Here is a 21,844-nt window from a genome sequence, read left to right as displayed (position 1 = left end):
GCGGGCAAGCCATGCTCCTACAGGCTTTGAAGTGGCCGCGGTTCAAGTATTTGGCACAAATCCCCTGTAGGCGCCAGCCTGCTGGCGATGAATCCAAGAACGCCGCGGGGCATCAGGTGCCCCGCGTTATCATTGACGTCCATCGCGACGGTGCGACGATTCGACAGGCTCGCTCCTACAGGGGGCGTTACTTGCCCGGTGTCAGGGTCAAGCGCTTGCTGCCATAAACCCTGTCATAGTTCTGCGACTGCATCGGCAGGGTCTGATACTGCCCTTTGAGCCACGGATCGATGCTGTTGAGGTAGTTCGGGCTGGCCGGGTTGCCGGATTGGCCGCTGGCGATCTGGCCCATCAACGGTTCGGCCTGGCCGAAATCGACGATAAAGCGCATGGCCGGTGCCAGCGTGGTGTTGAAGTCCTGACCCCAGGCGAAAGCGGCGGTGTTGAGCGTGGTGTGATCGCCACCGGCCGGCACGGGGCCGCGCACGGTCTGGCCACTGACGTTCTTCCATTCGTAGCGGTGCAGTTTGCCCCACTGCCAGGCTTTGTGATCGCCGCCCAACTGACTGTCGCCGGCCGTGATTGCCGCGGCGAGACTGCGGGCGAGAATCGCGGGTTTATCTTCTTTCTGCGCGCTGCGCGCGTCATCCCAGAATGGACTGTCTTCGCGGCCCAGCAAATGATCGGCCTGTGCTGCGTAGGACAACTTGCCGTTGGCGACGAAGGCTTTCCAGGCCGGGCTGCTGTCCGGTCCCAACTCATCGAGGAAAATCTGTTTCATGCTTTCCTGCAAAAACAGTTCGTAGATCGCTGCATCGGCGGACGTCGGGGCCAGTTTGCCGTCGAATGCCATCAGGCGGGTCAATGCTTCGCGTGCCTTGCCGCGATCGGCCACCGGCAGGGCTTCGATGGCTTGTTTGAGTGGCTGGGCCATGCCCGGCGCTTCGAACATTTTCTTCAGTTTGGCGGCGAACGTGGTGGTCTGGTCATACTGCATGGCAATCAGGCTGCGAGTGTCATGTTTGCCCACACCGGCCAGTTCTGCCAAACGCTCGCCACGCTCCGGTGCCGACCAGGAATTGGACAGTTGCATGCCGTAGCCATGGGGAATGACCCGCTGGTTGGCCGTGCCGAGCCAGCCTTGCGCCGGGTCCTGGTCGTAAGGGTGCAGCATCGGGTCGGCGTAGCCGTCCCAATCGTAGCGATCTTCCCAGCCCGGCGAGGGCAACAGGCCTTCGCCTTCGCGGCGGTTAGGGTAACGGCCGGTGACTTGCCAGCCTATGTTGCTGGCATCGGCAAACACCAGGTTCAAGGCAATGGCGCGAATTTCGCGGCTGGCATCGGACGCCTTCTCGACGTTCTGCGCGCGGGACAGGTCAAAAAACGCGTCCAGGGATTTGTCGTCGGAGAAGTTCGGTGTCTGCAGGGCCAGGCCGAAGCCGTTGCCTTGCGCCAGGCCTTGGGCGCTGTTGAGTAGCGGGCCGTGGCGGGTTTCGTACACGGTTTCGCGAATCGGCCGCTGGCCTTTGACGAAGTAGGTTTCGTTGCGCGCGGTCGCCGGCTGCCACTTGCCATTGGTTTCGTAGGCAAGGCCGTTGCCCTGGCGGCGGATTTTTTCCAGGAACAGGTCCTGGTTGTCACCCATGACGGTGGTCGTGCTCCACGCCACTTTGCCGTTGAAACCGCCCAGCACCATCGGCAAACCGGCGATGGTCACACCGGAGGCCTGATATTTCGGCGCGCGAATCTGTACGTAGCTGTAGAGCGACGGCACGCCCATCGGGCCATGGCTGTCGCTGGCCAGCAGGCTTTTGCCGCTGCGGCTGCGTTGCGGCGCTATCGCCCAATTGTTCGAGGAAATGGCGCCCAGCAGATTCAACTCAGACAGTTGGCGGGTGGCCTTACTGATTTCAGTCAGCCCCGGTACCTGCCCGTTAAGCTTGATGCCATGCAGCTTCTCGCTTTCAGCCAAGGGCAGCTTTTCGTCGGGAGCGGACGGCGTCAACCACGGCAGTTTGTCGGTGGTGACGGTTTGCGCGAGTACCAGCGCAGAAATTTCTTCCGGCAGGTTGGCCGACTGGCTGAAGTTCAGCAGACAGAAAATCAGCGCTGAATCTTCCGGTTTCCAGTACTCAGGCTTGTAGCCGCTGGCGGCCAGATCCGCCGGCAGCTTGTCGCGATAGCGGAACAGGTAGGCGTTGACCCCGCGGGCATAGACTTCAAAGAAGCGTTTGAGCCTCGGCGAAGACGCTTTGTACAACTCCCCGGCGCTTTTCTTCAGGTTGACCGCGCGCATGTAGCGGTCGGCGTCCAGCAAATCCGCACCGTGCATTTCCGCCAGACGGCCCTGGGCCAGCAAGCGCAGGGTGACCATTTGGGTGATGCGGTCGCTGGCGTGCACATAGCCGAGGGCGAACAGCGCGTCGTGGAACGTGCTGCTTTCGATCAACGGCATGCCCATCGCGTTGCGGCGCACCGAGACATTCTGCGCCAGCCCCTTGAGTGGCTGCACGCCGGAGGTCGGCGGGAGGGTGTCCTGGGCATTGAAGCTCTGACACCCTGTCAGGCTCAAAACCCCCGTGACTGCTGCGGCAACGCCGAACCGGGGTAGAAAATGTGTGAGGGCTGGCGAGGCCATGGCAAAGCTCCTGCGGGGGTAGCGTCAGTAAAGCCGCTACGTTAGTGAGCGGGAGGAGGGCGCGCAAGCGGGGTACAAGGTTATTTCAGGATTTGTCTGATAAGTTCAGCGACCAATGGTCCGGGAGGTGTGTCGACATGGAATTAAAGGCAAATGCAGGATTGATCATCATCGATCAACAGAAGGGCATTCTGCACCCCAGGCTGGGTCGCCGGAACAATCCCCAGGCCGAGGACCGCATGCTGGAACTGTTGGCGCATTGGCGGCGCAGCGAACGGCCGGTGATTCACGTCCAGCACTTGTCCCGATCAGAGGACTCGGTGTTCTGGCCGCAGCAATCGGGCGTGGAGATTCAGCAACGATTTCAGCCACTGCCGGGTGAGCAACTGATTCAGAAGCAGGTGCCGGACGCATTTTGTTCAACAGGGCTGGAGAGACTGTTGCGCGAGGCGGGGATCGCACAGTTGATCATCGTCGGCGTGGCGACCCACAACTCGGTGGAGTCCACGGCGCGCACGGCGGGCAACCTGGGGTTCGAGGCGTGGGTGGTGGAGGATGCGTGCTTTACCTTCGACAAGGCCGATTTTTTCGGTAACCCCCGTTCAGCCGAAGAGGTGCACGGTATGTCGCTGGGGAATCTGCATGGTGAGTACGCGACCGTGGTCAGTACCGAACACATTCTGAAGGCGGGTGAACATCTGTAGGAGCAAGGCTTGCCCGCGATGAACGATGATGCAAAGAGTATGAAGTACCGAGGCGCGGCAATCGCGGGCAAGCCTTGCTCCTACAGGTCTCGAAACACTGTGAGAGTGGGCCTGCTCGCGAAACCGGCCTACCAGACGAGGCAGGTTTTCACCTGAAGCCTCAAGCGCCGTGGCACTTCTTGAATTTCTTGCCGTTGCCGCATGGGCAAGGGTCGTTGCGGCCAACGTCTTTCAAGGCATTGCGCACCGGTTCCTGGTGGGCGTGGCCGCAATTCGGGCCGTGTACATGACCATGGTCGTGATCATGATGGTCATGATCGTGGTTGCAGTCAGGGCCGTGGACATGGGGTTGCTGGGTCATCGGGGTTACTCCGGAATTAGATCGGCGGGGATTATCACGCCATTGCGCTCCAGGTGCACGTAGTGGGCGATGAATAAACCGGTTTCCATTTCACCTTCGAGGCGATAGGGAATGCCTTGCTCGGAGTTTTTCAACTGTTTGACCAGGTCTCTGACCTTGGGCCACAGGTTGGTGCGGATCGGCACTTTGTAAAAACGGCTGGCCTTGGGGCCGATGCTGATCCAGTGTTCATGCTCGCCATCGACCAGCAGGATGTCGCCCAAATGAATGCGGTATTCCATACCGCGTACGGTCAGCTCGTTTTCGCTACGGTTATCAATGCGAAAGTGCAACACGAAGCGTTGCTCCAGCAGTTTGGCGCGCACCACTTCCACCCGGGTCAGGTGCACTTCGGGGGCTGGCTCATCGCTGGCGAACCAGGACGCACAGCCGCCGAGCCCCAGACAAAGGGCAAGCATGAGCAGACATTGTGCGAATCGCCGGGTGATCATGGTCGTTCTTCTCCCTTGAACCCCAGTCTAGTCGTTAAAGGATCGCAGCCTTCGGCCACTCCTGCAGTGTGCAGGCAATCCCGTGCAGGAGCTGGCGAAGGCTGCGATTTTTTGCGGTCAACTCACGCGCCGAAATAGCCCGAGCAGCATTTCTTGAACTTCTGCCCGCTGGCGCAAGGGCATGGATCGTTGCGACCGATGTCCAGTGGTACGGTGGGATCGATGAAGTACCAATGTCCAGCGTTCTGGACGAATGACGAGCGTTCACGATGACTGTGCTCGCCACTGCCGTCGTGCCAGCGCGCGGTAAAGGTCACGAACGCGTGTTCCGGCTGGCCGCCGAGCACTTCGGAGCTTTCCACCTCAAGGCCCAGCCAGGTGCTTTGGGCACTCCAGTCGCTGATCGATTGCCGGTCGAGTCCTGATTGCTGGGCGGGCAGGGTGGTCGTCACCAGATAGTCGATCAGGCCCAGCACATAGGCGCTATAGCGCGAGCGCATCAGGGCTTCGGCGCAAGGGGCCGGGTGACCGGCATGGTAAGGACCGCAGCAGGCGTCGAGCAGGGTGCCGCTACCGCAAGGGCAAATGGATGTACTCATTGCGTTACCACCAATATTTCCCGAAGTTTTCCGGATTGGCCCAAAAGCGCGAATTGAGCCAGTCCGGGACTTGTTTGTAGTCAAGCAGATCATAGGTGAAGAGGGTCAGCACCTGTTCGTCGCGCTGAAAGCGTTCGCTGGCTTGCAGGGCCAGGGAGAAAAAGTCCGTCTCCTGCCAGCCGCTGGCCGGTAAGTCGGCGAGGACGGCGATGCGGCTGGCGTTGAGATTGCGGATGCCGCCGAGCAAATTCAGGCCATCGCGCTTGGGCAAGTGTTCGAGGCAATCGACCACCAGCGCCAGGTCAAACCGGCGCGCCGCCAGTTCGGCCGGCAATGCTCCCGGCGCAGCATGCGCCACGCAGCTGTCGGGGTGGGCGAGCTTGAAGGCTTCAAGCGCCGGGAATTCGCTGGCGCCGATCAGCAGCAGGCGTGCAGGGGCGTAACGATCCAGCAAAGCGGCCAACGCCTGTTGTGGCGTGCGCGAAGAAATAGCTGCAATCATCGAAGTTCCTCAGTCAGGTCTGCCAAGACTAGCCTGCCCGCAAGTTCGAGCCTAGAGCGGCTTTCCCTGAAAAGAGATGATCTGCCGTGAACAGGGGACAAAACTGCAATGGCCTATTGCTGGCGGAGATTAAAACTCCGGTCTTTACTCCCTGAATCGGTTCTAAGCCGATCCTTCAGGAGAAAACTAGATGAGCATAGTTCGGACAGCATTACCCCTGGTTCTGCTAACCAGTGTGTTGACTGGTTGCGCAGGTTTGCAGAAAACCGACTGGCCGACCTGTGCGGCGGTCGGTGGTGTCGTAGGTGCGGGTCTCGGCGCGACCGAGAGCTCGTCGTGGGCAGGTTGGGGCGCGCTGGTTGTCGGTGGTACGGCGGCCGCTTATTGCTGGGTTCACGGTGACGGCGACGAAGACGGCGATGGTGTTCCGGACAGTCGCGACAAGTGCCCGGGCACGCCTAGAGGCGTTCAGGTCGATGCCGATGGTTGCCCACCACCAGCACCTGCTCCAGTGGTTGAAGAAGTTGTAGTGGTCAAGGAAGAAACCATTGTCATTCGTGATGTCCACTTCCAGTTCGATAAAGCAACGCTCACGTCGTCCGACAAACTGGTACTCGACAAGATTGCCACTCGTTTGAAAGCGGAAGCCCCTACTGCCCGATTGACCGTAACCGGTCATACCGACAGCGTGGGCAGCGATTCCTACAACCAGAAACTGTCGGATAAACGCGCTCATTCGGTGGTTGAGTACCTCATCCAGCAAGGCGTGCCGCGCAGCAACTTTGTGTCTGTTACCGGTGCCGGTGAGAGCCAGCCGGTAGCCGAAAACAAAACTGCCGACGGTCGTGCACAAAACCGTCGTACGGAAATCAAAATCGAGCGCTAAGCCCCTCGGATTCCCGGCTTGTGCAGTCGCGGATGCGGGTCTTTACTCCTGTGTAACCGGCATCGGCCGGTGACACAGGAGCTTTGGAAATGAGCAATCTCACACGGACCGTCTTGCCGGTTCTGCTGCTGGGCAGCCTGTTGACCGGTTGCGCTACTCACAGTGATGGCACTGCCCCCCTCAATCAACGTACCTGGCCGATCTGCAGCGTCATTGGCGGACTGGTCGGTGGAGGCCTGGGCGCTATCGAAAGTGGCGGTTGGGCGGCGGGTGGAGCGGCGCTCGGTATATTGACCGGTGGTTTGATCTGTTACGCCCAGGACGGTGACGAAGACGACGACGGTGTGTTCGACCGCCGCGATCGCTGCCCCGACACACCGGCCAACACGCCTGTGGAACATCACGGTTGCCCGCTGCCGCAATACCCGGCCAGCGTGAAACCTGCAGAACCTGCTGCGCCTGAAGTCATCACGTTGAGCAACGACGTGTTCTTCGGTTTCAATCAATCCGACCTGACCCCGACCGCGCAAAGCGAGCTCGATGCGATCATGAGCAAATTGCTGGACGCCGATGTGGTGAACATCAAGGTGATCGGCCATACCGACAGCGTTGGCTCGGACAGCTACAACCAGGCCCTTTCGGAGCGCCGCGCCAGCAGCGTGGCGGAATATCTGCTGAGCCAGGGTGTGGCACCCAACAAACTCACCAGCGAGGGCAAGGGCGAAAGTCAGCCGGTGGCCGATAACGAAACCGAGGAAGGCCGCGCGAAAAATCGTCGCGTGGAACTGCACATCAATCGCTGAACCGCGGGTTAGAGCTGTCGAACGCAGATCTCCTGCGTTTCGACGGCCATTCGGCGATCTTCATCAAGAATTTTCGCTTGCCCTCTGGCTTATCCCGCGTGGAAGCCGTTACTGTGCGCTCAAAGAATAATTCCCATCGAGGGGCGTATGAAGGTGATTTGGGGGCTGGGGAAGCTGTTGACCCTGCTGTTCTGGCTGGTGGTGCTGGTCAACCTGTTCACGCCATTTGTCTATCCGCTGCATCTGCTGGTCAATCTGGCCGGCGGTATTCTGGCGATCCTTCATCTACTGGAAGCGCTTTTGTGCTACCGCAGCCTCAGAGGCCGCGCGCACCCTTGGCGTGATCGTCTGAAGATTGTCATTTTCGGCGTTTTCCACCTGCAAACCATTCCCGCTCCCTCCGCATCCAAGGCTTCCCATGCGTAAATTCTGTCTGCTCGCCGTACTCATCAGTCCACTGGCCTGCGCTCAGGTGGTGAGCGTCGAAACCAACTCGCTGATGCGTCTGCCCAACACCGCCAGCACCTTGCAACTGGAACGTCTGGAGGTCGCCGATTACGGCACGTTACTGATTCCGTCGAACGTGACTGAAGTCACCGTCGGCGAGCTGCATCTAGGACGTGATGCGCGGATCGCGATTGTACCCAGCGAGCAGGCGCTGGAATTGAAAGTCAGCCGTGCTCAATTGTCCGAGGGCAGCCAGATCACCGCTCGCGGCGCGCCGGGCACTTTTCAGAAGGCCGCGCGCTCCGGGCGCAACCTGAATCTGCAAATCAAGACGCTCAATGCCCCGCAACTGATCGTCGACGCGCGCGGTGGTGCGGGGGCTCCGGGGTTTGTCGGTCTCGACGGGGCCAACGGTCAAGCCCCGGGCTGTACCTGGGGCCAGGCCGGACGCGGTGCCGATGGCAGCAATGGCAGTGACGGCCAGCCAGGCGCACCGGGGGCATTGGTCAAACTGGTGGTGCCGCGTGATTACCCGGCAGAACAGATCAAGGTTCAAGTGGCCGGCGGTGCGGGTGGCCTGGCCGGACCCGGTGGAAAACCTGGCGCCGGAGGCAAGGCCAAGGGCTGCCTGATCTATAAAGCCGATGGCGGCAAGAGCGGCAAACCAGGTGCCGATGGGCAACCGGGACCTGCCGGGGCGGCAGGCTCGGTGGTCGTGCAGCGGTTGTAAGCATTGATCGTTCCCACGCTCTGCGTGGGAACGATCATGGTCGAGCGGCAGCAACAACTACCACGACCAACCCGACAATCAAGTTGATCCCCACCAGGCGGCGGATCCTTCCCAGTACCGCAGCCCCCGCCGGCCAGTCCTGCGCCAGCACAGCCGCGCGCAACTCCGGCAGCATCAACGCCTGAATCCTGATGAACAATGCCGTCATCACCACAAACAACCCCATCATCACCTGCACATAGCGCGGCGCGTGTTCAAAACCGCTGAAATTCAGATTCAGCATGACCACGCCACTGACTGGCAACAGCACGACCGCCCCCCAGACCCAGCGGAAAAAACCTTGAAACACTTCAATCCACAGCTTCAAGCGGGCAGGACCCTCAAGCGCTGTCATCGCCGCGGGACGCAAGACCATCCAGGCGAAAAACATGCCGCCCACCCACACCAGTGCGGCGAGGACATGCAGGCTATAAACAAGGCTAAAAGGTGTCATTCGGGTACTCCGTTCTGCGCGGGATTCATTAGCGGGGTATGATAGCGGCCGAATCAAACTACTGAAAATTTATCCAGCGTTTTTTGCGCCCGACAATTCATGATCAGCACTGAACTCAAAACCACGATCCAGGGCGCCTACTCGCGTTTTCTCGAAGCCAAGAGCCTCAAGCCGCGCTACGGCCAACGCCTGATGATCGCCGAAGTTGCCAAAGTCCTCGGTGATATCGACACCGACGACGAAGGCCGGCGCAGTGGCGACCCCGCGATTGTCGCGGTGGAAGCCGGCACCGGTACTGGCAAGACCGTGGCCTACAGCCTGGCGGCGATCCCCACCGCCAAGGCCGCTGGCAAGCGCCTGGTGATCGCCACGGCCACCGTCGCCCTGCAGGAGCAGATCGTCTACAAGGATCTGCCCGACCTGATGCGCAACAGCGGGCTGAATTTCAGCTTCGCCCTGGCCAAGGGGCGCGGGCGCTACATGTGCCTGTCCAAGCTCGACATGTTGCTCCAGGAAGGCCACGCGCAAACCGCCACGGCGCAGTTGTTCGAAGAAGAAGGTTTCAAGATCGAGGTCGATGAGGCCAGCCAGAAGCTGTTCACCAGCATGATCGAGAAACTCGCCGGCAATAAGTGGGACGGCGACCGCGACAGCTGGTCCACCGCGCTCGAAGACGCCGATTGGGCACGCTTGACCACCGATCACAGCCAATGCACCAACCGTCATTGCCCGAACTTCGGCCAGTGCGCCTTCTACAAGGCCCGCGAAGGCATGGGCAAGGTAGACGTGATCGTCACCAACCACGACATGGTGCTGGCTGACCTGGCGTTGGGCGGCGGCGCTGTGCTGCCGGACCCGCGCGACACCATCTACGTGTTCGACGAAGGCCACCACCTGCCAGACAAGGCCATCGGCCACTTCGCCCACTACACGCGCCTGCGCTCCACCGCCGACTGGCTGGAAACCACGGCAAAGAACCTGACCAAACTGCTGGCGCAACACCCGTTGCCCGGGGATCTGGGCAAGTTGATCGAGCAGGTGCCGGAGCTGGCTCGGGAGATCAAGACCCAGCAACAATTCATGTTCACCGCCTGCGAACAGGCCGCCGATTTCAAGCCCGGCGAAGATGTCGAAGGTCGCGAACGCCCGCGTCATCGCTTCGTCGGCGGAGTGATTCCCGAGCACATGCGTGAGATGGGCATCGAGTTGAAGAAAGGCTTTGCCCGCCTGACCGACCTGTTCACGCGCCTCACCGAACTGCTCAAGGAAGGTATGGACGGCGAGGTCAACATCGGCATCGCCAGCAACCAGGCCGAAGAGTGGTATCCGCTGTTCGGCAGCCTGTTGTCCCGTTCTTCCGGCAACTGGGAGTTGTGGGTGGCGTTTACCGCTGAAGACCCTGAAGACAACCCGCCCATGGCCCGTTGGTTGACCCTGGCCGAAAGCGGCTCGCTGTTCGACATCGAGGTCAACGCCAGCCCGATCCTCGCGGCGCAAATGCTCCGACGCAACCTGTGGAACGTAGCCCATGGCTGCTTGGTCACTTCGGCGACCCTGACGGCCCTCGGCACCTTCGACCGCTTCCGCATGCGCGCCGGCCTGCCGAAAAAAGCGGTCACCGCCGTGGTACCGAGCCCGTTTCATCATGCCGATGCCGGTGTGTTGCGAGTGCCGAACCTGAACGCCGACCCACGTGATGCGGCGGCGCACACCGCGGCGATCATCCGCGATCTGCCGGACCTGGTCGAAGGTTCGCGCGGTACATTGGTGCTGTTCTCCTCGCGCAAGCAGATGCAGGACGTGTTCGACGGCCTCGATCGCGACTGGCGCAAGCAGGTGTTCATTCAAGGCAACCTGTCGAAACAGGAAACCCTGAACAAGCACAAGGCGAGGGTCGATGGCGGTGATTCCAGCGTGTTGTTCGGCCTGGCAAGCTTTGCCGAAGGGGTCGACCTGCCGGGTGCCTATTGCGAGCACGTGGTCATCGCCAAAATTCCGTTCTCGGTGCCGGATGACCCTGTCGAAGCGGCACTGGCGGAATGGATCGAAGCCCGTGGCGGCAATCCGTTCATGGAAATCTCCGTGCCGGATGCCTCGCTGAAACTGGTCCAGGCCTGCGGGCGCTTGCTGCGCACCGAAGAAGACCGCGGCACCATCACTTTGCTCGACCGGCGTCTGGTGACCCAGCGCTATGGCAAAGCGATCCTCAATGCGTTGCCGCCTTTCCGGCGTGAAATTTCCTGAAACACCGGTGGGCAGTTTTGCCCGCCGCGTTGTCTATCTTTCAGCCATCGCTTTTCCATTGGCCCATTGAAGGTCTTAGGGAGAATTTCGTTCTCATGATTCGCCGTTCGTTGCCTGCCGTTTTTGCCCTGTTGTTCGCATCGCCCTTGCTGGCGGCTCCCGCCGGACAACAGACGCTGTTCAACTTTGTACGCCCCGCCGACGTGGTCCAGGTGGCGACTCAGGACGCCAGCCTGCCGCAATCCAACGCCGAGCAAACCCCCGAGGGCGAAGTGCTGCGCCGGGTGACATTCAACCCGGTGGCCAGGCCAACCCTGCGCCTGAGCCCGCAAACCGGCGCCTGGGACTGGTCGCAATCGGGCGTGATGAGCCTGCGAATCCAGAGTGCGATGAACTGGGCCGTGACCCTGTACGTGACTATTCAGAGCAACGATGGCAAGACACTGGTCAGCCGTGTCGATTTGCCGGCCGGTCCGGCGCAAACCCTGCTGGTGCCGCTGCAGCCGACGTCGCCGCTGAATCAGGGCATGAAAGCCGGCCCGCCAATGCCGATGTCCGTCGACGGTCAGCGCATCCTGTTGGCCAGCAGCGTCGGCGAGCTGGATCGCCGCCAGGTGGTGTCGGTCACTGTGTCGATGGATCAACCGCAAGTCGCCCAGAGCATCTTGCTCGAGCGCTTTGGCGTACAGGATGGCGAGTCCGTTACCCAAGCGGTGTATGGCGGCCTGGTGGACGCTTATGGTCAATCGACCCGGGCCAAATGGCCGGAGAAGGTCGCTGGCGATGAACAACTGAAAAGCGCCGCGGCCAAGGAACAACAACAGCTGAAAACCTGGTTGGCCGAGCGCGAGAAGGCTTCGCTGGACAAGTTCGGCGGCTGGAACAAAGGCCCTGCGTTCAAGGCCAGCGGTTTTTTTCGTACCGAGAAGCGTGATGGTCGCTGGTATCTGGTGACCCCTGAAGGGCACCCGTTTTATTCGTTGGGAGTCAACTCGGTCGCTGCGGACGTCAGCCAGACGTATGTCGCCGGTCGCGAGTGGATGTTCGAATCCCTGCCCAAGCCTGAGGAGCCTTTGGCCAGCCATTTCGGCGAAGGGGATAACCGCGGCGGCAATGGTGTCGACCAGGGACGAGGCTACAACTCCGGTCGCTGGTACGATTTTTACGGCGCCAACTTGCAGCGTTTGTACGGCGACCCTTGCGCGCTGGGCAGCGACACCAAGGCCGGTGTTGCGGCAGCCGCCAAGGCAGACGCGGTAGAAGCAACGGCAGAAAAAGCCGTCGAGCCAGCCGTAGCGCCTTCAAGTGCTGGATCCGGTATTGCCGAAGCGGCCAAAACTGATGCCGTCGACGCGACCGCCGCTAAAACAGCCGAGCTGGCACCCGCCGAACCCTGCAAAGTGGCATTCGACGAAAAACGCTGGACCGGCCATACCCTCGACCGTCTGCAAGCCTGGGGCTTCAACACCGTAGGCAACTGGAGCGCGCCATCACTGGCCAACGCGGACCGCGTGCCATACACCTTACCGCTGTCGATCGTCGGTGATTACGCCAGCATCAGTACCGGTAGCGACTGGTGGGGCGGCATGCCTGACCCGTTCGATCCACGCTTCGCCATGGCCACCGAACGCGCCGTAGCGATTGCCACCCGTGATCATCGCGACGATCCATGGCTGATCGGTTACTACGCCGACAACGAACTGGCCTGGGCCGGTCCCGGCGACGACCCGAAAGCCCGATATGCCTTGGCTTACGGCACCTTGAAAATGACCACTGACGTGCCGGCCAAGCGTGCGTTTCTCAAGCAACTGCGCGACAAGTACCGCAATCAGGCCGGATTGTCGAAAGCCTGGGGCATTGATCTGCCAGCCTGGGAGCTGATGGAAGACCCTGGGTTCGTGCCACCGCTGCCGAGCGCCGAGCACCCGGAAATCGAGGCCGATTTCAAATACTTCCAGAAAGTCTTCGCCGATACCTACTTCAAGACCATTTCCGACTCGCTCAAGTGGCACGCGCCGAACCAGCTGTTGCTCGGTGGTCGATTTGCCATCACCACCCCGGAAGCCGTTGAGTCCTGTGCCCAGTATTGCGACGTCCTGAGCTTCAACATGTACACCTTGCAACCGCAGGACGGTTACGACTTCACCAAACTGCGCAGCCTCGACAAACCGGTGTTAATCACTGAATTCAACTTCGGCTCGACTGATCGCGGCCCATTCTGGGGCGGCGTGACGCAATTGGCGAAGGAAGACGATCGCGGCCCGGCCTATGCGAACTTCCTCAAAAAGGCTCTGAACGAACCGTCTATCGTTGGGGTGCACTGGTTCCAATACCTCGATCAACCCGTGACCGGGCGTCTGCTGGATGGCGAAAATGGCCATTTTGGTCTGGTAGGGATCACTGATCTGCCATTCCAGGGTTTTGTCGATAGCGTGCGCAAAAGCAATCTGGCGGCGGTCGATCAGCTGGCCAAGGAGGCCGAGAAAGCCGCAGCCGAGGCGGACAAGGTCAGTCATGATGCCGAGGGCGGAAGAGAGGCCAACGCCGGCAAAGGCCCGGGGAAGGGCGCCGGTGGGCATTCCGGCAAGGGGCATTGAGTCCAGATGCACCGCGTTATCGTTTTTCGCGGGCAAGCCTCGCGCCTAAAGGTTTTGTGAAGGTCGCGATGACCGCAGGAGCGAGGCTTGCCCGCGAAGGCATCAGTGCCGACGCCAATTTGTCGATCACTTCCAGGGGTGATTGACCGCCCGGCCCGACCCTGTTCCCAAAACCGTCAAGGGCTGGAACAATGCGGGCCACTTTGTAGAGCGTTTATCCGGGGAGTTGCGGGTGCAGATTCAGGGTCATTACGAGCTTAAGTTCGAGGCAGTGCGTGAGGCATTCGCGGCACTGTTCGACGATCCCCAGGAGCGTGGCGCGGCGTTGTGCATCAAGATCGGTGGCGAAACCGTGCTCGACCTCTGGTCCGGCACCGCCGACAAGGATGGCGCCGAGGCATGGCACAGCGACACCATCGCCAACCTGTTTTCTTGCACCAAAACCTTCACCGCCGTCACTGCGTTGCAGCTGGTCGCCGAAGGCAAGCTGCAACTGGACGCACCCGTTGCCCGTTATTGGCCTGAATTTGCCGCGGCTGGCAAAGAAGCCGTGACCCTGCGCCAACTGCTCTGTCATCAGGCCGGTTTGCCGGCATTGCGCGAGTTGCTGGCGCCCGAAGCCCTTTACGATTGGCCAACCATGGTCGGCGCCCTGGCCGCCGAAGCACCGTGGTGGACGCCGGGTGAAGGTCACGGATATGCGGCAATCACCTATGGCTGGCTGATCGGCGAATTGCTGCGACGCGCCGATGGTCGTGGGCCAGGTGAATCGATCGTGGCGCGGGTCGCCAAGCCATTGGGCCTGGATTTCCACGTCGGTCTGGCGGACGAAGAGTTCCATCGCGTGGCGCATATCGCTCGCGGCAAAGGCAACGTCGGCGACGCCGCTGCCCAGCGCCTGTTGCAAGTGACCATGCGCGAACCCACGGCCATGACCACGCGCGCGTTCACCAACCCGCCGTCGGTCCTCACCAGCACCAACAAACCGGAATGGCGGCGCATGCAGCAACCCGCAGCCAATGGTCACGGCAATGCCCGAAGCCTGGCCGGTTTTTACGCCGGTTTGCTGGACGGCAGCTTGCTCGAAGGCGAGATGCTCGACGAGTTGACCCGCGAGCACAGCCTCGGCGAGGACAAGACACTACTGACCCGGACCCGATTCGGTCTGGGTTGCATGCTCGATCAACCGGATGTGCCCAACGCGACATTCGGTCTGGGTCCACGAGCGTTCGGGCATCCGGGCGCAGGTGGCTCCATTGGTTTTGCTGACCCGGAGCACGATGTGGCTTTCGGTTTTGTGACAAATACACTGGGGCCGTACGTCTTGATGGATCCGCGCGCACAAAAGCTTGTGCGGGTACTGGCCACTTGTCTGTAAAACCCGCTGAAGGTTCCCGGAGCTGGAACCCGAAAGCCTTTTCAGTTTCAAAGCGTCTGTTTATGCGGGCCGATCCGGCCTGATTTTTTATGACTTCATTTTTGTGGATATCCAATGTCAACCAAACCAACCCTCGCTTTGGCACTGTGCTTCGCTATTACCGGTTGCGCACAGAATCCTAAAAATGATGCGGATGGCGGCAGCTGGTGGCCGTTCGGATCTTCCGACAAAGTCGCCGCAAAAGAACCTGCCCCAACTCCCGTGAAGCCTGCCGCCAGCGCGGCGGTAGCCAAGACTGAAAGCACCAGCCCCTGGTACTGGCCGTTCGGTTCCGATGACGACGCGAGCAAGTCTGCCGCCAAGCCGGAATCAAAGCCTGAAGCCAAACCTGCCGCAGTAGCCAAGGCCGATGCCGATGCAGGCGGCAAATGGTGGTGGCCGTTCGGCGGCAAAGAGCAGAGCGCCGCCAAAGTCGTGCCAATGCCGGATCCGAAAGTCACCCAGGCCTGGCTCGACGAGTACGAGCCGCGTTTGCGTACCGCGATCAAGGACAGCAACCTGCAACTCGAGCGCCGTGAAAACGTGCTGGTAGTGACGGCGCCTGTCGAAGGCTCGTTCAACCCGGATCGCCCGGCCATGTTGCTGCCGGTGACCCTCGGCCCGTTCACCCGGGTCGCGAAAATTCTCGAAGTCGATCCCAAGACTGCCGTGTTGGTACTCGGTCACAGCGACACCTCGGGTGCAGCGCCCGCCAACGTCAAGTTGAGCCAGGAGCGTGCCCAGGCTGTTGCGGCGATTTTCCGTCTCAGTGGTCTGCAACGTGATCGCCTGATGCTGCGCGGCATGGGTGGCGAAGCCCCGCGTGCCGCCAACGACAGCGTTGAAGGACGCGCCTTGAACCGTCGCGTGGAATTGCTGGTGACCCCGCAAAACACCATGGTTGCCTTGCTGAGCAAGTACAATATGCCGGCTCCGGCGCCGGTCACCCTGGTGGCAGCGCAGGACATCAAACCGGTGGCCAAGCCTGTGACCCCGGCCCCAGCCGCCAAGAAGGCCGCCGTGCCTGCGACGAAAAAAGCACCGGCCAAGAAAGCGGCCGCCAAAAAGACCCCGGCTAAAACCGCAACGCCGGCGAAAAAGACTGCACCGGCCAAAGCGGCTACCGATACCAAGAAAGTCGCCGCGGCCGATAGCACAAAGAAGTGATTCGTTAATCAAAAGGAATGCGCCATGACCAAGGCCCTGGCTGATATGCGCCGCGATTACACCCGTGATGGCCTGACCGAGGCGCAAGCCCCGGTCGAGCCGTTTGCGCTGTTCCACCAGTGGTTCGCCGACGCGGTGAAAACCGAACAGGCACCGGTGGAAGCGAACGCCATGACCTTGGCCACGGTCGACCCGGACGGTCGGCCGCATTGCCGCATCCTGCTGCTCAAGGGTTTGGACGAAAAGGGCTTCACCTTCTTCACCAACTACGACAGTGCCAAGGGTCAACAGCTGGCGGCGAATCCGTTCGGGGCCATGACGTTTTTCTGGCCGACCCTGGAACGTCAGGTTCGGATCGAAGGGCGGGTGGTGAAAGTTACGCCACAAGAATCCGATGCCTACTACCAGGTTCGACCTTTGGGCAGCCGCCTTGGCGCGTGGGCATCACCGCAAAGCCGGGTGATCGCCGACCGTGCTGAACTGGAAAAACTGCTGAAGGATACCGAGCAGCGTTTCAGCGATAGCCAGCCACACTGCCCTGAACATTGGGGTGGTTATCGCCTGCTGCCGGAGCGCATCGAGTTCTGGCAGGGCCGTCCGAGCCGTCTCCATGACCGTCTCAACTATCGCTTGCAGGGCTCCGGCTGGATTCTTGAACGCCTGGCACCCTAAGCAGTCTACCGCTCGAGATAGCCTGCCGCAGCGGCCTCCAGCCATTGCGGCAAGTCTCGACGCTTGATCTTTTGCGCCTGAGCGTTCGCCAGTTGCTGGAGCATGAACGCTTTTTTGCGTTCGTCATTCCCGGCTAACGCCAGTGCCAGGTCGCGGTCCATCCAGCGTTTGATCCGTACGTACAGCCAATAGTGGAAGTACAGACCGGCAACGGTCGTCACGACGATGATAAAGTAATCCATGAAAATCCTCGGGCAGCGGCGCAGATTGCCGAAATGGTCGCTACTGTGTGATGAAAATCGCGCACAGGCCCTGTACCGGAACTGAATGAAATCATTTTTATCCGGGCGATGCCGTGACAGGCGTCAAGCTGCGGAGTTTAATGAATACCTGTCCTTTGGAGTTGATGCTATGCGTAAGTCTGTTCTGCTGGTTGCTTCCTTTTCCACGATGGCGATGTTGCTCACTGGTTGCCAATCGAGCCTGACCGGTGACTCCTACTCCCGTGACGAAGCGCGTCGCGTGCAGACGGTTCGCATGGGTACGATCGAAGCATTGCGCCCGGTAAAAATCGAAGGCACCAAGACCCCGATCGGCGGCCTCGCCGGCGCAGCCGTTGGCGGTGTTGGTGGCAGTGCCATCGGTGGCGGTCGCGGCAGTATCGTTGCAGCGGTCATCGGTGCAGTTGCCGGTGGCCTGGTGGGTTCGGCGGCCGAAGAAGGCCTGACCCGCACCCAAGGCGTGGAAATCACCGTCCGCGAAGACGACGGCAGCATGCGTGCCTACGTGCAACAGGTTCAGGAAAACGAAGTGTTCCGCGTGGGTGAACGTGTTCGAATCGCAACCGTTGACGGCACGAGCCGCGTTACGCACTAAGCGTAATCGGGTAAAAGAAAACCCCGATCAGGTAACTGGTCGGGGTTTTTTATGAACGTGCCTTAACACTCAGGGCTATGCGCTCTGAGGATCACGCTTGCGACTCGCCATGGCCGTGACCGCATAACCGATCAGAGCCGCCAGAATCGAACCGGTCAAAATTCCCATGCGGTCCATACCGGCGTAGTCGCTGACGCCCGGCTCGAAGGCCAGGGAACCGACGAAAAGGCTCATGGTGAAACCGATTCCGCAGAGAATCGCCACACCCAGCACCTGGCCCCAATTGGCGCCTTGGGGCAGGGCGGCGATGCCGATTTTTACCGCCAGCCAGGTCAGGCCGAACACGCCGACGGTCTTGCCCAGCAGCAGGCCGATGGCGATGCCCATTGGCACATCGTGAGTGAAGTTTTCGGCGGTAACGCCGCTCAGGGAAAGCCCCGCATTGGCGAAGGCGAACAACGGCAGGATGCCGTAGGCCACCCAAGGGTGCAGGGCGTGTTCGAGCGTCAGCAGTGGCGAAGGCTCGGCGTTTTTTGTGCGCAGCGGAATGCAGAAGGCCAGGGTGACACCGGCCAGCGTGGCGTGCACGCCGCTCTTGAGTACGCAGACCCAGAGGATCAGACCAATAATCATGTACGGCCCGAGCTTGACCACCCCGAGCCGGTTCATACCGATCAGCGCCGCGATGCAGGCCGCTGCCAGTGCCAGCGACAGGGTCGACAGTGCGCCGGAGTAGAAAATCGCAATGATGATGATTGCACCGAGGTCATCAATGATGGCCAGGGTCATGAGGAACAGTTTCAGCGACACCGGAACCCGTTTGCCCAACAGCGCCAGCACGCCAAGGGCGAAGGCGATGTCGGTGGCGGTCGGGATCGCCCAACCGCTGAGGGCTGGCGGGTTGTCGCGGTTGAGAAACCAGTAGATCAGCGCCGGTACGACCATGCCGCCAATTGCTGCCGCGCCGGGCAGGACGATCTGTGACGGCTTGGACAGTTGACCGTCGAGGACTTCGCGCTTCACTTCCAGGCCGATCAGCAGGAAGAACAGCGCCATCAGGCCATCGTTGATCCACAGCAGCAACGGTTTGGCGATTTTCAGCGCGCCGATCTGGGCCACCACGGGGGTTTCCAACAGGCCGTTGTAAAGCCATGACAGCGGCGAATTGTTGATGATCAAAGCCAGAACGGCAGCGGCGATCAATAACAGACCGCTGGCAGCTTCCAACTGAAAGAAACGCGTGAAAGTGCTACGCAGAGGCAAGGTTGCTCTCCATCTGTGAATTCAAAAGGTGTTACACCCTAACAATTCCCGTTAGTTGTTAAAACAAAAGTTATATTCTTTTTTGTTATATGTCGTTACAAGGCACTCCCGTGCTGAGGACTGAGCCTAGCAGTTGCCCGACGTATTGGAGCGCAGCTGTATCTGTGCTGAATGTAGGTTTTTTCCTAAGCTTGCTGATTGAGCCCTGTTGCAAGGCCAATTCCTGCCCGATACAACGAGAAAACCACCATGAGCGACAACCGACAGTGGGCCCGCGAAGCCATCCGGATCATTGAAGCCGACTTTCAGCGCAGCGCCGATACCCATCTGATCCCTTTGCCGCTGCCGGGTTTTCCGGGCATCGAGTTGTACTTCAAGGATGAATCCAGTCATCCCACCGGCAGCCTCAAGCACCGGCTGGCGCGATCGCTGTTCCTGTATGCGCTGTGCAACGGCTGGCTCAAGCCCGGGGCACCGGTCATCGAAGCCTCCAGCGGTTCGACGGCGATTTCCGAAGCGTACTTTGCGCGCATGCTGGGCTTGCCGTTCATTGCAGTAATGCCCGCGACCACTTCCAGGGAAAAGATCGCGCAGATCGCCTTTTATGGTGGCCAAAGCCGAGCGCTCGGTATTTTTCGATTACTACCAGACCGGCGATGCCAGCCTGCGCCTGGACCACGGTTCGCGGATCGAAGGTATTGGCCGGCCACGGGTAGAAGCATCGTTCCTGCCCAAGGTCATTGATGCAATGGTCAAGGTGCCGGATGCACTGTCGCTGGCGGCGATGCATTACCTGGCCGAGCGGTTGGGGCGGCATGTCGGCGGGTCGAGCGGCACTAACCTGATCGGCGCGTTGATGGCTGCGCAGCATATGAAGGCGGCAGGGGAGTCGGGGTCGATGGTGGCGATTCTGTGTGACAGTGGCGAGCGTTATGCCGACACCTATTACGATCAGAAATGGCTCAAGGACCAAGGGTATGAGTTGAGCGGATTGAAGGCGGCGGTTGCCGCCAGTGCGGAGCGAGGTGAACCGCTGCCGGCGAGCGTGTTACGCGCCAATATTTAGCCTCGCTCCTACAGATAATGCTGTTCACTTAAGGGAAGAACACTGTACCCGTGGCGAGGGAGCTTGTCGGATCGCCGCACCGTCCCGCTGGGGCGCGAAGCGGCCCTAAAAAGGACTGCTGCGCAGCCCGGCGGGACGGTGCGGCGATCCGACAAGCTTCCTCGCCACGGGTACAGTGTTTGTTTCAAAGATTTCGTATCAGGCCTCCAGGCCCAGGATATCCCGCGCCACTGCCTCGGCAATGCGAATCCCGTCCACACCGGCCGACAGAATCCCGCCCGCATAACCTGCGCCTTCGCCCGCCGGGAACAGGCCTTTTACGTTCAGGCTCTGCATCGACTCATTGCGGGTAATACGCAGCGGCGACGAGGTGCGGGTCTCGATGCCGGTCAACACGGCATCGTGCAGCGAGTAACCGCGAATTTGTTTCTCGAACGCTGGCAGTGCTTCGCGAATGGCCTCAATGGCGAAGTCCGGTAATGCCAGGGCCAGATCGCCCAACGCAACACCCGGTTTGTAGGACGGTTCAACGCTACCCAGCTCGGTGGACGGCTTGCCCGCAATAAAGTCGCCGACCAGTTGAGCTGGCGCTTCGTAATTGCTGCCGCCCAATACAAAAGCGTGGGATTCCAGACGCTCCTGCAACTCGATCCCGGCCAGCGGGCCGCCCGGGTAATCGACTTCCGGCGTAATGCCGACGACGATCCCGGAGTTGGCATTGCGTTCGTTGCGCGAGTACTGGCTCATGCCATTGGTGACCACGCGGTTCGGCTCGGAAGTCGCCGCCACCACCGTGCCGCCCGGGCACATGCAGAAGCTGTAGACCGAACGGCCGTTCTTGGCGTGGTGCACCAGTTTGTAGTCGGCGGCGCCAAGCTTTGGGTGGCCGGCGTACTTGCCCAGGCGCGCACGGTCGATCAGCGATTGCGGATGCTCAATACGGAAACCCACCGAGAACGGTTTGGCTTCCATGTACACGCCGCGACCGTGGAGCATGCGGAAGGTATCGCGGGCACTGTGGCCGAGGGCCAGGATCACGTGTTTGGAATGAATCTGTTCGCCGCCATCGAGTTCTACGCCGACCAGTTGGCCGTCTTCGATCAGCACGTCGGTAACCCGCTGCTGGAATCGAACTTCGCCGCCCAATGCACGAATCTGCTCACGCATGTTTTCCACGACACCGGTCAGACGGAACGTACCGATGTGCGGCTTGCTGACGTAAAGGATTTCTTCCGGCGCGCCGGCCTTGACGAATTCGTGCAGGACTTTGCGACCGAGGAATTTCGGGTCCTTGATCTGGCTGTAGAGCTTGCCGTCGGAGAACGTCCCCGCGCCGCCTTCGCCGAACTGCACGTTGGACTCAGGGTTGAGCACGCTTTTGCGCCACAGGCCCCAGGTGTCCTTGGTGCGCTGGCGCACTTCGGTGCCGCGTTCGAGAATGATCGGCTTGAAGCCCATTTGCGCAAGCAGCAGGCCGGCGAAAATCCCGCACGGGCCGAAACCGACGACGATCGGGCGCACGCTCAGGTCGGCCGGCGCCTGGCCAACCTCTTTGTAGCTGACATCCGGTGCCACGTTGACGTTACGGTCATCGGCGAACTTGTGCAGCACCGCCGCCTCATCGCGAACGTTGAGGTCGATGGTGTAGATGAAGCACAATTCGGAGGACTTTTTGCGCGCATCGTAGCTGCGCTTGAACAAGGTGAAATCGAGCAAATCATCGCTGGCAAGGCCTAAGCGCTGCACGATGGCAGGGCGCAGGTCTTCTTCGGGATGGTCGATCGGCAACTTGAGTTCGGTGATTCGTAACATGGCGGGATCCGGTTCGCGGGGCGCACAACTGCGCCAGGGCGTTTGAAGCCGGCGATTATAAGCTCCAAAAGCCCGG

20 protein-coding genes and 1 pseudogene are annotated in these 21,844 nt (G+C 60.6%); 12 read left to right on the top strand and 9 right to left on the bottom strand.

The features are described from left to right. Positions 1 to 187 precede the first annotated feature (187 nt). The gene (locus D8U69_RS05255; protein ID WP_130906838.1) at positions 188 to 2,638 is read right to left on the bottom strand and encodes a penicillin acylase family protein; all 2,451 of its coding nucleotides are present in this window, start codon (positions 2,636 to 2,638) and stop codon (positions 188 to 190) included. Positions 2,639 to 2,775: 137 nt separating this feature from the next. On the opposite strand from D8U69_RS05255, the gene D8U69_RS05250 reads away from it, so the two are divergent. Continuing rightward, positions 2,776 to 3,342, top strand: a complete 567-nt coding sequence (locus D8U69_RS05250) for a cysteine hydrolase family protein (protein ID WP_130906837.1) — start codon at positions 2,776 to 2,778, stop codon at positions 3,340 to 3,342. A 160-nt stretch (positions 3,343 to 3,502) separates the two neighbouring features. On the opposite strand, the gene D8U69_RS05245 is transcribed toward D8U69_RS05250, so the two are convergent. The 4 genes from D8U69_RS05245 to D8U69_RS05230 all read right to left on the bottom strand — a co-directional run bounded on the left by D8U69_RS05245 (position 3,503) and on the right by D8U69_RS05230 (position 5,295). Next, positions 3,503 to 3,703 carry an SEC-C metal-binding domain-containing protein gene (locus D8U69_RS05245; RefSeq protein ID WP_034146774.1) on the bottom strand — a complete coding sequence of 67 codons (201 nt, stop codon included), beginning with the start codon at positions 3,701 to 3,703 and terminating at the stop codon, positions 3,503 to 3,505. A 5-nt stretch (positions 3,704 to 3,708) separates the two neighbouring features. After that, complete coding sequence (locus D8U69_RS05240) at positions 3,709 to 4,194, bottom strand: LEA type 2 family protein (protein ID WP_130906836.1); 486 nt, start codon at positions 4,192 to 4,194, stop codon at positions 3,709 to 3,711. A 122-nt stretch (positions 4,195 to 4,316) separates the two neighbouring features. Next, positions 4,317 to 4,793 (bottom strand): YchJ family protein, encoded by a 477-nt coding sequence (locus D8U69_RS05235; protein ID WP_130906835.1) that lies wholly within the window; start codon positions 4,791 to 4,793, stop codon positions 4,317 to 4,319. Positions 4,794 to 4,797: 4 nt separating this feature from the next. Beyond that, complete coding sequence (locus D8U69_RS05230) at positions 4,798 to 5,295, bottom strand: DUF6231 family protein (protein WP_056856134.1); 498 nt, start codon at positions 5,293 to 5,295, stop codon at positions 4,798 to 4,800. Positions 5,296 to 5,485: 190 nt separating this feature from the next. Here D8U69_RS05230 and D8U69_RS05225 point away from each other — a divergent pair, with 190 nt between their 5' ends. The 4 genes from D8U69_RS05225 to D8U69_RS05210 all read left to right on the top strand — a co-directional run bounded on the left by D8U69_RS05225 (position 5,486) and on the right by D8U69_RS05210 (position 8,161). Continuing rightward, positions 5,486 to 6,181, top strand: coding sequence for an OmpA family protein (locus D8U69_RS05225; RefSeq protein ID WP_130904374.1), 696 nt, complete (start codon positions 5,486 to 5,488; stop codon positions 6,179 to 6,181). A gap of 89 nt (positions 6,182 to 6,270) precedes the next feature. Further along, the gene (locus tag D8U69_RS05220) at positions 6,271 to 6,984 is read left to right on the top strand and encodes an OmpA family protein (RefSeq protein ID WP_056856132.1); all 714 of its coding nucleotides are present in this window, start codon (positions 6,271 to 6,273) and stop codon (positions 6,982 to 6,984) included. Between the two features lie 147 nt (positions 6,985 to 7,131). Continuing rightward, positions 7,132 to 7,410, top strand: coding sequence for a DUF1145 domain-containing protein (locus tag D8U69_RS05215; protein ID WP_056856131.1), 279 nt, complete (start codon positions 7,132 to 7,134; stop codon positions 7,408 to 7,410). After that, positions 7,403 to 8,161 (top strand): collagen-like protein, encoded by a 759-nt coding sequence (locus tag D8U69_RS05210; protein WP_056856130.1) that lies wholly within the window; start codon positions 7,403 to 7,405, stop codon positions 8,159 to 8,161. Before D8U69_RS05215 ends, D8U69_RS05210 begins: the two co-directional genes overlap by 8 nt. 34 nt (positions 8,162 to 8,195) lie before the next feature. Here the strand turns inward: D8U69_RS05210 and D8U69_RS05205 are convergent, their stop codons facing one another. Beyond that, positions 8,196 to 8,654, bottom strand: coding sequence for a CopD family protein (locus tag D8U69_RS05205; protein WP_130906834.1), 459 nt, complete (start codon positions 8,652 to 8,654; stop codon positions 8,196 to 8,198). Between the two features lie 99 nt (positions 8,655 to 8,753). On the opposite strand from D8U69_RS05205, the gene dinG reads away from it, so the two are divergent. The 5 genes from dinG (at position 8,754) to pdxH (ending at position 16,751) form a co-directional block, all read left to right on the top strand. Then, entirely contained in the window at positions 8,754 to 10,898 is a 2,145-nt protein-coding gene (gene dinG / locus D8U69_RS05200) for an ATP-dependent DNA helicase DinG (protein WP_130904371.1), read from the top strand. Between the two features lie 95 nt (positions 10,899 to 10,993). Beyond that, positions 10,994 to 13,495 (top strand): beta-galactosidase, encoded by a 2,502-nt coding sequence (locus D8U69_RS05195; protein ID WP_130906833.1) that lies wholly within the window; start codon positions 10,994 to 10,996, stop codon positions 13,493 to 13,495. Positions 13,496 to 13,727: 232 nt separating this feature from the next. Further along, positions 13,728 to 14,873 carry a serine hydrolase domain-containing protein gene (locus D8U69_RS05190; protein ID WP_056856126.1) on the top strand — a complete coding sequence of 382 codons (1,146 nt, stop codon included), beginning with the start codon at positions 13,728 to 13,730 and terminating at the stop codon, positions 14,871 to 14,873. A 114-nt stretch (positions 14,874 to 14,987) separates the two neighbouring features. Then, complete coding sequence (locus D8U69_RS05185; protein ID WP_130904369.1) at positions 14,988 to 16,079, top strand: OmpA family protein; 1,092 nt, start codon at positions 14,988 to 14,990, stop codon at positions 16,077 to 16,079. Positions 16,080 to 16,103: 24 nt separating this feature from the next. Continuing rightward, positions 16,104 to 16,751 (top strand): pyridoxamine 5'-phosphate oxidase, encoded by a 648-nt coding sequence (gene pdxH, locus D8U69_RS05180; protein WP_130906832.1) that lies wholly within the window; start codon positions 16,104 to 16,106, stop codon positions 16,749 to 16,751. Between the two features lie 5 nt (positions 16,752 to 16,756). Here the strand turns inward: pdxH and D8U69_RS05175 are convergent, their stop codons facing one another. After that, complete coding sequence (locus tag D8U69_RS05175) at positions 16,757 to 16,993, bottom strand: hypothetical protein (protein WP_056856123.1); 237 nt, start codon at positions 16,991 to 16,993, stop codon at positions 16,757 to 16,759. A 169-nt stretch (positions 16,994 to 17,162) separates the two neighbouring features. Between D8U69_RS05175 and D8U69_RS05170 the strand changes: the two genes are divergently transcribed. Beyond that, complete coding sequence (locus D8U69_RS05170; protein ID WP_056856122.1) at positions 17,163 to 17,627, top strand: glycine zipper 2TM domain-containing protein; 465 nt, start codon at positions 17,163 to 17,165, stop codon at positions 17,625 to 17,627. A 75-nt stretch (positions 17,628 to 17,702) separates the two neighbouring features. Here the strand turns inward: D8U69_RS05170 and nhaA are convergent, their stop codons facing one another. Beyond that, the gene (gene nhaA / locus D8U69_RS05165) at positions 17,703 to 18,890 is read right to left on the bottom strand and encodes a Na+/H+ antiporter NhaA (protein WP_056856121.1); all 1,188 of its coding nucleotides are present in this window, start codon (positions 18,888 to 18,890) and stop codon (positions 17,703 to 17,705) included. Between the two features lie 249 nt (positions 18,891 to 19,139). Here nhaA and D8U69_RS05160 point away from each other — a divergent pair. Further along, positions 19,140 to 19,956, top strand: a pseudogene (locus D8U69_RS05160) (pyridoxal-phosphate dependent enzyme). A gap of 198 nt (positions 19,957 to 20,154) precedes the next feature. Here D8U69_RS05160 and D8U69_RS05155 read toward each other — a convergent pair. Further along, on the bottom strand, positions 20,155 to 21,768 hold the full coding sequence (locus D8U69_RS05155) for an NAD(P)/FAD-dependent oxidoreductase (RefSeq protein ID WP_130904367.1): 1,614 nt from the start codon (positions 21,766 to 21,768) through the stop codon (positions 20,155 to 20,157). Positions 21,769 to 21,844 lie beyond the last annotated feature (76 nt).

This window comes from Pseudomonas sp. Sample_16 (genome assembly GCF_004307665.1).
Lineage (GTDB): Bacteria > Pseudomonadota > Gammaproteobacteria > Pseudomonadales > Pseudomonadaceae > Aquipseudomonas.
Note: the sequence above shows the minus strand (reverse complement) of the source record. Positions and strands in the feature narration are given on the sequence as shown.